The sequence below is a fragment of the Mycoplasma phocimorsus genome (assembly GCF_030077875.1).
Taxonomy (GTDB): Bacteria; Bacillota_I; Bacilli_A; order Mycoplasmatales; family Metamycoplasmataceae; genus Mycoplasma_H; species Mycoplasma_H phocimorsus.
In genome coordinates, this window is the sequence record NZ_JASEJT010000010.1 from 116,046 (window position 1) to 128,763 (window position 12,718).

Sequence of the window (12,718 nt, forward strand, 5' to 3'; positions counted from 1 at the left end):
CCTTATTTATTAAATTTTTCTAGTAAAGCTTCAAGATTAATTTCAGCTGTAGTTGTATAAATAACTTCAGAAAAATTTTCCCACTCAGCCTTAACTCCATAAGTTATAGCTACTGAGTGCATTTTAGCAGCATGAATCCCTTTGATTCCTTCAATAGCATCTTCAAAACCAATACATTCTTGTGCACTAGCATTAACACCTTTAGCAGCAGCTAAAAAAATATCAGCTGCTGGTTTACCATTTTTAATGTCGCCTGGATAAACAATAAAGTCAAACATATCAAATAAATTGATAGTTTTAAGAATTGCTGGAGCATTATATGAACTTGAAGCAATTGAAAGTTTAAGCCCCTTTTCTTTAGCTTTAATTAATAATGATTTAATGTTTGGAAGAATATCTTTTTCACTCAAAGTTGAAAGAGAAGAAATATAAAAATCATTTTTTTCTTTCATAACTTCTTGAATTTCTTCTTCAGTTAATGTTTTATTTTTAAGTTTTAATATTGCTAAAAGTGTATCTTTTCTTGGCAATCCCTTAAGAGCTTTATTTTCTTCAAAAGTATAAGAAATTCCTTTTTTTTCAAGTGCTTTTACTCACGCTTCAAAGTGTAATTCTGCTGTTTCTGTTATTACACCATCAAGATCGAAAACTAAGGCTTTAATCATATTTGTTTCCTTTTAATAAAAGTGATTCATAAGGTCTTAATTTATTTGTAATTTGATCTGTATATGTTGAAATAATAACTTTTTTAGGACAATATTCATATTCTAGTTCAAAACTTGAAAGATTAATAATTGCCACAATATCTTTATCTTGATATGTTCTTGTAATTTGAATTAATCCATTTTCAAGTAATTTCATTTCTGAATCACCTTCAACTAAAAAGTTATTTAACTCATTTTTTCTTAATGAAATTATTTGTTTATAAAAATTTAAAATTGAATTTGGATCTTTTTGTTCATTTTCCACATTAAATACATTTGCTGAAATACCATACTTAATTCAAGGTGTTTTTGCGCTTGTAAAACCATGATTTTCACTTGAATTTCATTGCATAGGAATTCTTGCATTATCACGTGAATTTCAGTTATGTGCTTCAAGCATTTCTTCTTCTGTATAGTATAGTTTTTCATCACAGAAAATTCTAAAACTATTAAATACATCAACATCTCTAAATTCATCTTTAGATTTAAATCCGCCATTTAACATACCAATTTCTTCACCATAGTTAATTGTTGGAATACCTTTTTGAGCAAACATAAATAATGCTAATGTTTTTGCTCCCTCTACATATCAAAATGATTTAATATATCTTGATATAGCACGAGATGTATCATGATTTGTTAAAAAGTTGAAAATTTGATGCCCTTCAATTTCTTTATCATTTTGATATCTAATAGCATCTTCTGAAGCAAATTTTCTAAAATCTCAGTTTTTATCGATACCATTTCTACCAGTTTTCCAATGTCAACCTATATATCAAAAACTAAAATTGTAAAAAGCATCTGATATTCTGTTTTCACCTCTTGAATATTTAACTAATTTATCAGGATTAATTCCTGAAGCCTCTCCAACAAAGAAAATATCATCTTTTTCTGTTTTAATTTGTTTTAAAAAAGCCTGTAAGTATTCAACCATTTTTGGAGCAAATGAATAAGTCATTTTTCCATTTTCTCTTTCTTTGGCAACGTGTTGAATAGCATCTAATCTAAAACCTTTAACGCCAAGGTTATATCAAAATTCAACAACATCAGCCATAGCTTTAACAGTTTTAGGACTTCCTCAGTTCAAATCAACTTGATTTTTTGAGAATAAGTGATAGTAATATTTATTTACGCTAGGCACATATTCTCATGCACTCCCTCCAAAAATAGATTCATCACCTTCTTCTTGTTTATCATTTCAAATGAAATATGAAAATTCATCTGAACTTGGATCAGAAATCGCTTTTTTGAATCATGGATGATCATCACTAACATGATTTAATACTAAATCCATAATAATATCAATGTTTCTTTTTTTACATTCTTCAACAAGATCTTTAAAATCTTGTAATGTACCAAATTTTTCTCAAACGTCATAGTAATCTAAAACATCATAACCAGCATCTGCAAATTCTGTTTTATAAATAGGTGTTAATCAAATAGCATTAATTCCTAAATCGGCAATATAATCAATTTTTTCAATAATACCTCTAATATCTCCATTACCATCACCATTTGAATCTTTAAATGATCTAGGAAAAATTTCATAAACCACTTTATTTTTTCAAGTAGTAATTTTATTACTCATATAATTCCTCTCTTTATTTTACATATATTTTATAACTTCTTAATAATACATTAAATTAAAATATACAGTTGAAAATTACCATTAAAAAAACAAATTTAATAATGATATTTTCTTTATTAAAAATTAATTTGTTTTAAAAATTTAGAAGTTTATTCTTTTTTAAACTTTTAAAATTAATTTGCTTTTTTTTACTATAATTATGCAGTATGTTGAAAAATAATTTAAATGAATATGTAAGAACTGTTAACGATTTTCCTAAAAAAGGAATCGCTTTTAAAGATATTTCTCCATTATTAGCGAATGGAGAAGCATTAAATTTAACAGTTAATTTAATAGCTAAAGAAGTAGAAGGTGTTGATGCTATAGTTGGACCTGATGCTAGAGGTTTTTTATTCGGAACTCCAGTGGCCTCTTTATTAAAAAAACCATTTATTATGGTTAGAAAACCAAATAAATTACCAGGTGAAGTAGTTTCTATTGATTATTCTTTAGAATATGGAACTAATAAATTAGAAATTCAAAAAGGAATGATAAAACCGAATCAAAAAGTTGCAATTATTGATGATGTTCTTGCTACTGGTGGAACAACATGTGCTATTATTGATTTATTAAGAGAACAAGGTGCTATTGTTAAAAAGGTAGTATTAGTTATTGAACTTGATGATCTTAAAGGAAGAAAAAAAATTGAGGAAAAAGGTGTAGAGGTAGTTTCTTTACTCCATTATTAAGGGCGTTAGCTCTTTTTTTTAATATTGTTTTATAAATTATTTTCTAAATAATAAATTAAATATTTAATAAATATATAGAAAAGCAAAATATTAAAAACAAAAACATTTTAAAATTTTTAGCACTTTTTTTATTTGAGTGCTAAAAAATAGTGTTATAATTAAATTAACTAATTATTAAAAGGAGAAATTTATGGCAAAAGAAATAGTATTAGGAATTGACTTGGGAACTACAAACTCAGTAGTTTCAATTATTAAAAATAAACAACCACAAGTATTAGAAAATCCAAATGGTAAAAATACAACGCCTTCAGTTGTAGCATTTAAAAATGATGATATTATTGTTGGTGAAATTGCTAAGAGACAGCTTGAAACAAATAAAAATAGTATTGCATCTGTAAAAAGATTAATGGGAACTGATAAAAAAATTCACTTAAATAATAAAGAATATAAACCAGAACAAATTTCAGCAATGATTCTTTCATATTTAAAAGAATATGCTGAGAAAAAAATAGGATCTAAAGTAAGTAAAGCAGTTATTACTGTTCCTGCATATTTCAATAATGAAGAACGTGAAGCAACAAAAAATGCTGGTAAAATTGCTGGACTTGAAGTTCTTAGAATAATTAATGAACCAACAGCAGCTGCATTAGCATTTGGTTTAGATTCAAAAGAAGCAAATAAAGGTAAAAAAATCTTAGTATTTGACTTAGGTGGAGGAACATTTGACGTTTCAATTTTAGAAATTGAAGAAGGAACATATGAGGTTCTTTCAACTTCAGGAGATAATCGTTTAGGTGGAGATGATTGAGATCATGAAATTGTTAGCTGAATTATTCAAAAAATTAAAGATGAACACAATGGTTTTGATGTTTCAAATGATAAAATGGCTTTAGCAAGACTAAAAGAGGCTGCAGAAAAAGCTAAAATTGATCTTTCAAATACAATGGAAACTACAATTTCATTACCATTCTTAGCATTAACAGCTGAAGGACCACTTAATGTAGAACTTAATTTAAATCGTGCTGAGTTTGAAAAAATTACAGCTAACTTACTTGATAGAACAAGAAAACCTATTGATGATGCACTTTCACAAGCAAAATTAAGTGTAGCGGAAATTGATGAAATATTATTAGTTGGTGGTTCTACAAGAATGCCTGCTGTTCAACAAATGATTGAAACAAAACTAGGAAAAAAACCAAATAGAACTATTAATCCTGATGAAGTTGTTTCAATTGGTGCTGCAATTCAAGGAGCTGTTTTAGCTGGTGATATTGATGATGTATTATTACTTGATGTAACACCTCTTACATTGGGTATTGAAACAATGGGAGGAGTATTAACACCGCTTATTGCAAGAAATACTACAATTCCAGCAAGTAGATCACAAGTATTTTCAACAGCCGCAGATAATCAAACTGCTGTTACAATTAGTGTTTTCCAAGGTGAAAGAACAATGGCTGCTGATAATAAATTATTAGGTCAATTTAATTTAGAAGGGATTGATCCAGCACCAAGAGGTATACCTCAAATTGAAGTTACATTTACAATTGATGCTAATGGTATTACTACAGTACAAGCTAAAGATAAAAAAACAAATAAAGAAACATCAATTACAATTTCAAACTCTTCAAAATTATCAGAAGAAGAAATTGAAAAAATGGTTAAAGAAGCTGAAGAAAATAAAAAAGCAGATCAAGAGAAAAAAGAGAAAGCTGAAACAATAATTAGAACAGAATCATTAATTAATCAATTAGAAAAAGCATTAGCTGATCAAGGTGATAAGGTTGATGAAAAACAAAAAGAAGTTACTCAAAAACAAATTGAAGAATTAAAAACACTTTTAAAAGAAGAAAAATATAAAGAATTAAAAGTAAAACTTGATCAAATTGAACAAATGGCAAGCCAATTCGCACAACATGCAGCTAATGCAAAAACAAGTACAACTTCAAGTAATGAAGATGGCGTTGAAGCAGAAATTGTTGATAATGATAAATAATTAAAATTTAACATATTTATATGGAGTAAAACAAAATAGTTTTACTCTTTTTTATTATTAAATTTATTAATTATTATTAATAAAAAGTGTAAAATTTGAATTAAAAATATTAAAATTTCATATAAAGTTATAATAATATTCTTTAATAAATTTAATTAATATCATTTTAAGGATCAAAAAATGAAAAGAAAAAAAATATGGATGATATCGCCTAATATTTTGCTTTTAAGTTCAATGTCAAGCTTAGTTGCTTGCAATAATAAAGTGACATATTCACAACTAAAAGAAAATTTTAATAAACAAAAAGAAAAATTTCATTCATTAATAAAAATAGAAAATAAAAAATTTTCATCAGTCGATCCAGTTAATAATGCTATCAACAATTATTTCTCATTATTAGAAAATAAAAAAACAATAAATAAAAAAGAATACTTTGCTGAAAATGAAAATGAAAGTAGAATAAATAATGAAGATAGTGAACTTTTACAACAATTAATAAAAGAAGAAAAACAACAAAAAGAAGAACTAAAAAAACAAAAAATTATAACAATTATTTTAACAGTAAGTGGCTCAATATTAGCTGGTGTAGCAGCTGGATTAGGTATATATTTTGGCACTAAAGATATTAATTCAGAAGCAAATCAAAAAAGACATTTTTTAGAAAATAGGTTAGAAGAATATAAAGAAATTTTTCATGATTCAAATTTTAATAATACTTTAAGTGATGTGCTAAAAAAAATTTTAGATGAAAATTTTTTAGAAGGCATTCCTGAAGCAACATTTGTTTTTTTAAAAGAAACATTTTTACAAGAATATTTACAAGATTTTGATGAAAAAAATGAAAAAATATTAATTAATAAATTATTAGAAATAAAAAAACCAAGTTCTGAAATTTTAAATTTATTAATTTCAGAACTAAATAAAATTGAAGTAGAAAAAAATAAAACTGAATACATTGTTTCAAAAATAAAAAAAATTCTTATTCAAATACTTAAAGATTATTTATCTAAAACAATAAAAAGTATTTTAAGTTTTGTAACATTACAAAGCGATTATAAAAATAAAGGTTCAATTTTGGCAAGAATTATAATTAAAATATTGGAAAAAAATAATATTATTATTGATGATATAGATAACATTTCACAAGTTCTTGGAATAATAGAATCAATTTTTAATAGTGAAAACAATACGTTATTAGATTTTTTTATAAATAAAGTAGCTGAAGTATTGGAAGAAAATGAATTATTTTTTGATATAAAAAGCGATTTTTATAATATTTTTAATAAAACAATAAAAGAAATATTTGCTAAAAATGAAAAAAATAATGAATTAAGTTTAGAAAAAATTTTTGACATTATTATTCCTAAAATAATACAATTTGTAAAAATTGATGAAACAAAATCATATACAAGTTTTGTTAAATTTATTAATAATTTATTTATTAAAAAAAATAATAAAAAAACATGAATATATTTATTTTTTGAAAAAGGAAAAATAAATATAAATTCTGAAAATAGTCAAGAAAAAGAAATAAATAAAAAATACCAAATATTATTTCCAAAAGTTAATATTAATTTTGAAAATATATTTTTAGCTTTTAATAATAGAAAAAGTATAGTTAAAACAATTGATGGAGTAACTAAATTATTATTTAAGCCATTATTAATTGAGTTAATAAGAAATAAAAATGACGAAAATATAAAAAAATCTATTTTTAGATTAGTCTCTCTTTTATCATTTATTTTTTACAAATATTCAAAATTAGATAATATATTTTTTGATAAAGTTTTTAAATTATTAAACCCATTCGATCCCCAAAAATATTTAGTTCAAATTATAAATGGCATATTAAAAGAATTAAAAAGTGATATAAAAATAGAAGATATTTTAGGAACACGTACTAAAAAATGGTGACATTTTTGAAATAACAGTTTTGATATTTTTAAAATTATAAAAAATGTAATTAAAAATAAAAAAGAAGATTTAAATAAATTTATTGAATTAATTGAAGATTAAAAAAATTTTAATTTAAAAGAAAGAAGACTGATGATCAAAAATAAAAAAATAATTATTGTAGCATTAATATCTACTAATATTGTAATATTAACAAATGCAATCAGTTGTAATAATATTAATAAAAATAATATTATTGATTTTTCAATTGAAAATAAAAAAGACAAATTATATAATTATAAAGCAATTAAAGAAAATTCTTTAATTGATACTGCAGTTAATTTTACATTTGATTATTTTGCAAAAAATACAAATATACATAATGGTTTTCACACTTATAAAAATGAAAATATTTTTATAGAATCCAATTTATCTGAAGATGAAAAAAATATAGAAAACCGACAAAAAGAAAATAATGAAACAGATATTTCAAAAAAACTTATTAATGAATTATTGGAAAAAAGAAAAAAACATGAAGAAAAAATTGCAATATATAAAAAGTGGATATTAATTACAAGTATAGCTAGCATAATCGTAGCAACTATTTCATCTAGTTTAGGAATTTATTTTGGTATAAAAAATAGTAATAAAAATGTTGAAATGACAAATTTAAATTTAGAAAATCAAATTGAAGAATATAAGAAAAAATATAAAGAAATTAACCCTAATGATCATCTTTCTAATGTCATTATAAAAATTATTGATATAGCTTTTACAAAAGAATTTCCTAATGCTATATTAAATTTTTTAAAAGAAACAATTCTGAAAGATAGTTTTGAAAAAGTAAATATTGACTTTGAAACAGAATTAAAAAAAGAAATAAAAGAATCAAATGAAGCTGCTAAATCTTCTGTCAGTGATTTATTAAATAAACTTACTAAAATAAATATAAAAAATTCTGATAACAATCAAATTAAAAATGAAATTAAAAAAGCTTTAACTGATATCACTAAAATTTATTTACCTAATTTAATAAAAGGAATTTTAAAATTTATAACTATTAATAGTAAAGTACAAACAAACAATTCAATTTTTGCTGATTTTCTAATAAAAAAATTAGATAAATGAAATATAAAATTAAACAATAGTAATGAATTTTCTGAAATTTTAAAAACATATGTAGAATTAATTACAAGAAGAGATGATAATCTTATTGCGTTTTTAATAAAGAAAGCCTCAAATGTTATTAATAGAACAGATTTGTCAATTAATATTATTGATAATCTTTTTACAATCATAAATAAATTTATAGAAGATTTAATTTTAAAAGATAATAATGATAAAAATGGAGAAAAAAGTAAAGCTATAGATGCAGCAAAAATCATTAATATTTTATTACCAAAAATTATAAGTTCTATTAAAATTGATGCCGAAAAAGATTATTTATCTTTTGTTAAATTTGTTAATGGAATGTTTGAACAAAACAATAAACATAGTAATGTTAATAATAAACAATTGTGAGTTTATAAATTGATTGAAGGAGGAAAATTTAAGCCTGATACTCAAGTTTATTTAGAAAATCAAATTGTTTCAGAAAATCAACAAATTAATAATAGAAAAATAATTATTCCTGAAGTAGATTTTAGCCTTGATGAAAAATTTCTTGTATTATTGGAATTAAATAATATTTCAGGTTTTATAACAAAATTATTTAACTTATTATTTGAGCCTTTAGTTATAGAGTTAAAAAAAAGTGAAAATAATAAATCTGAAAATGCTAAAAAAGCTATTATAAGATTAACTGGATTAATTTCTTTTATTTATTATAAATTAAGTTCGAATAATAAAAGTGGATTTTTTAATACATTAAAAAAAGATCTTACTCCAGCAGATCCTAAATATGCAATACCTAAAACAATATCTAAACTTTTTGATAAACATAATATTAAAAAAGAATTAACAGAGTTATTTGGACAAAGTATTTATGACCCATATTTATATATTTTTAAAATTGGCTCATATGAAATTTTTTCAGCAGCAAAAAAACAAGTTGAAAAACATAAAGAAAATATTAGTGATCTAAAAAAAATATTTGAAAGCGGAACATTTTCAAATAAAAATTCTTCTAAATAAAATTATGAAAAAAAACAGATTTAAATTATTTTTTAAATTATTAGCAATGTTATTTATTTTTGGTAATATATTTTTATCTTCTTGTAACAAAAATTTTATTAACAAAAATTCAATAATATTAAGTTTTAAAAAGAATAAAAATAATAATTTTTTAATAAATACTAATAATAACAATATTAATTTTTCCTTAAAAAATTTATTCGAAAAAAGCGAAGAAACAACTTCTAATAATTTACTTAAAAAAGAAGACAATAAAATTATAGAAGTGAATAGTAATAATTTAGAAAATAAATTAGTTATTAATGGTAAAAATGACAAGTTGATAGATCAATTATTTAAGGAAGAACTTAAAAATAAAAAAAATGAGAAAAAATATAAAATTATAACTATTTCTTTTATTTTAACTAGTTCAATTATTACTGGAATAGCTGTAGGATTAGGAACTTATTTTGGTATAAAAAATTTTAATTCAGACAAAAATCAGGAAAAAAAACGTTTAGAAAATATACTAAATGAATATAAATTATTAATAAAAGATACTAGAAAATCAGAATCTCTTATTAATGTTCTAAATAAAATTCTTAGTTTAGTATTTGAAAAAAATTTTCCTAAAATAATTTACAAACTTTTAAAAGAAACAAGATTAAATAAATATTTACAAGATTTTGAGGGCGAATCCCAAAATTTATTAATAGAAAAATTAAAAAATATAGAAGCACCTACAAAAGATATATTAAACAAACTTTTAAATGAATTGATTAAAATAAATGTTTCATCAGAAGATAGTGAAGATAAGATAATTAAACAAATTAAAAGCTGAGTTGTAGATATCACAAGAATTTACTTACCTAAAACAATAAAAAATATATTAGATTTTTTTACAGTAAAAAGTAATGTATCTAATCAAGCTTCTATTCTTTCAAGAATTTTTCAAAATATTTTAGAAAATTATAATATTAATTTTGATGATATTTTAAACATTTCAAATATCTTTTATACTTATTCATCATTATTAATTAATCCTGATAATGATTTAATTGATTTTCTTATTACTAAATTCAGTGATGTATTAAAAAATTACGAATTAACATTTGATATAAGAAATGATTTTTATAACATTATTAATAAATTAATAAGTGAATTATTAGCCGATGAAGATGGGTTAAGCATTATTAAAATTTTTGATAATCTCATTCCAAGATTATTAAAAATAATTAAAATACAAGAAAATAAAACATATGTTAATTTTGTTAATTTTTTAAATAATATATTTAATAAAAAAGATTCAGATATTGGAAAAGTTATTTATTCATTTTTTAATAATTCTTTTTTAATAACAGAAAAAAAATCTAATAATAAAACAATTTTATTACCAAAGTTTAAAGTAAATTTAAATAATTTATTTTTAATATTTAAAAAAAGAAATGAAATTCAGGAAGTTTATAAAAAATTTTTAGACTTTTTATTTGAACCGTTAGTAATCGAATTAAAAAATGGAAAAGATCAAGAAAATGCTAAAAAAGCAATTTTTAGATTAGTATGCTTACTTTCATTTATTTATTATAAATATATAGATATAAAAAATCATAGATTTTTTGAATTTGGAGCAAGAATAGTAAATAATTATGATCCTATAAATTTTTTTGAAGAATTTATTAAAAATTTACTTCATAAGCATGGCATTCAAAAAAATAAAATTGAAAATATTTTAGGCAAAAAATCTAGAATAGGAAAAAATCTTTTTCTTAATAAATTTGAAATATTTAAATTACTATCAGAAAAAGCAAAATATTATGATAATAATATCAATTTAAGTAAAATTCTCGAAGATGGATATTATATTAAATAAAAATAATATTAATAAAACATAAAATAAATATCTATTAACTAAAATAAGACAAAAAATTTAACACTCACGTTAATGAATGTTATTTTTTTCTTATTTTTTAATAATATTTTTTTATTACATATTATGTTTAATACTAATTCCCAATACTCTTAAACCATTTTCTATAGTAATATTTACTGCCTTAACAATCATTAACAGTGTTTCAGCATTTTCACTTTCTATTACTTTAGGTGAATTAGAATATCATGAATTAAATTCTTTTGCAAGTTTAATTAAATATTGTGTCAACATATTAGTTGTTTGTTTTTCAGCTGAATTTTTTATTATTTCAGGAAATTCAAGTACTAATTTAGTTAATTGAATATCTTTAGCACTTAAGCAATCTGTATTGATGTTTTCAGTATAAGTATAATTTGCTTTTTCTAATAATGAGAATGCTCTAGCATTAGCATATTGTACAAGAATAACAGGATTATCATTAGTTTTTAAAGTCGCAATATTAATATCAAAATCTAATTTCGTATTATATGTACGATCAAGAAGAATAAATCTAGCTGAATCTACACCCACTATATCAATAAATTCCCTCAAAAAGAAACTCGTACCTTTTCTTTTTGACATTTTAAATTCTTCACCATTTTTAATCAATCTTACTAGTTGCATGCAAAGAATGTTTAAATTTTCTTCATTTTGACCTAAATCCTTCATAGCACATTGCATACGTTTAATATAACCCGAGTGATCAGCACCTAAAATATTCATAACAATTCCATTTTTGCCAATTTCATTAAATTTAATATTATGATAAGCAATATCAGGCATAAAGTATGTATACTCACCATTTTCTTTAATTAAAACTCTATCTTTATCATCTCCATGAATAGTAGTTTTTAACCAAGTTGCTCCATCTTTTTGATACGTGTTTTTTAACTTTGAAAGTGTATCTTTAATAATTTGTTCATTATTTTCATATAAACTTTTTTCGCTAAAATACTTATCAAAAAATACATTAAATCTAGCTAAATCCTTCTTTATTTCATTAAGAAATAAAGAAAGTCCCACTTCTTTAAATAGCTTTAAAACTTCTTTCTTTAAAGGTATATTTTTATATTTATCATTATATTTTTTATAAAACTCATTCGCCGCTCAAATGATATCCTCGCCCCTATAACATTCTTCAGGCATAGAAAAATTTTCATCAAAAATTTGTTGATATCTAGCATATAAACTTGCAGCTAAAATATTAATTTGAGCACCAGCATCATTAATGTAATATTCTCTTGTAACATCCATGCCAGCAAATTCAAAAATATTTGCAATTGCACTTCCTATAGCTGCATTTCTAGCGTGTCCAACATGAAGATAACCCGTTGGATTTGCAGAAACAAATTCGACATTAACTTTACCTTTTTTATTTCCTTTACCATATTCATCTTTTAAGTTAACAATACTTTTAAGAGCATTGGCAATATAATTATTATTTAAATAAAAATTAATAAAACCAGGTTTTGCTATTTCGATTTTATCAATAGAAAGTTCAGCTTTTTTAGGCTCAAGTAAAGCACAAATTTCTTGTGCTAGAATAATAGGATCTTTTTTATTTCCCATTGCTATATTGCTAGTAAAATCACCATGCCCTCTTGAATCAATTAGTACAGGTATTTTTTCTATTCCTAATTTATTAGCAATAATTTTTAATTCATTTAGTATAAGATTATTTATTTTAATATTATTCATAAATAAAATTTTAGCACTTTTATATTGAAAATTAATTTTATAAATAAGGTGAATATAGTTCTTATCTTATATAATTAATAATATTTATTA

Annotated in this window: 8 protein-coding genes; 5 read left to right on the plus strand and 3 right to left on the minus strand. The window is 22.3% G+C overall.

Annotated features, from left to right (window positions below; all coding sequences use genetic code 4):
- Positions 1-2: 2 nt before the first annotated feature.
- Positions 3-665, minus strand: coding sequence for a beta-phosphoglucomutase (gene pgmB, locus QMA87_RS03070; RefSeq protein WP_283823978.1), 663 nt, complete (start codon positions 663-665; stop codon positions 3-5).
- The gene (locus QMA87_RS03075) at positions 658-2,292 is read right to left on the minus strand and encodes an alpha-amylase family glycosyl hydrolase (protein WP_283823977.1); all 1,635 of its coding nucleotides are present in this window, start codon (positions 2,290-2,292) and stop codon (positions 658-660) included. Before QMA87_RS03075 ends, pgmB begins: the two co-directional genes overlap by 8 nt.
- Before the next feature lie 206 nt (positions 2,293-2,498).
- On the opposite strand from QMA87_RS03075, the gene QMA87_RS03080 reads away from it, so the two are divergent.
- The 5 genes from QMA87_RS03080 (at position 2,499) to QMA87_RS03100 (ending at position 10,891) form a co-directional block, all read left to right on the plus strand.
- Positions 2,499-3,020, plus strand: a complete 522-nt coding sequence (locus QMA87_RS03080; RefSeq protein ID WP_283823976.1) for an adenine phosphoribosyltransferase — start codon at positions 2,499-2,501, stop codon at positions 3,018-3,020.
- A 190-nt stretch (positions 3,021-3,210) separates the two neighbouring features.
- On the plus strand, positions 3,211-5,016 hold the full coding sequence (dnaK, locus tag QMA87_RS03085) for a molecular chaperone DnaK (protein WP_283833852.1): 1,806 nt from the start codon (positions 3,211-3,213) through the stop codon (positions 5,014-5,016).
- Positions 5,017-5,217: 201 nt separating this feature from the next.
- On the plus strand, positions 5,218-7,032 hold the full coding sequence (locus QMA87_RS03090; protein ID WP_283833853.1) for a hypothetical protein: 1,815 nt from the start codon (positions 5,218-5,220) through the stop codon (positions 7,030-7,032).
- Between the two features lie 30 nt (positions 7,033-7,062).
- Positions 7,063-9,042 (plus strand): hypothetical protein, encoded by a 1,980-nt coding sequence (locus tag QMA87_RS03095; protein ID WP_283833854.1) that lies wholly within the window; start codon positions 7,063-7,065, stop codon positions 9,040-9,042.
- A gap of 4 nt (positions 9,043-9,046) precedes the next feature.
- Positions 9,047-10,891: a hypothetical protein gene (locus QMA87_RS03100; protein WP_283833855.1), complete on the plus strand. Its 1,845-nt coding sequence runs from the start codon at positions 9,047-9,049 to the stop codon at positions 10,889-10,891.
- A 114-nt stretch (positions 10,892-11,005) separates the two neighbouring features.
- On the opposite strand, the gene argS is transcribed toward QMA87_RS03100, so the two are convergent.
- On the minus strand, positions 11,006-12,628 hold the full coding sequence (argS, locus tag QMA87_RS03105) for an arginine--tRNA ligase (RefSeq protein ID WP_283833856.1): 1,623 nt from the start codon (positions 12,626-12,628) through the stop codon (positions 11,006-11,008).
- Positions 12,629-12,718: the final 90 nt, after the last annotated feature.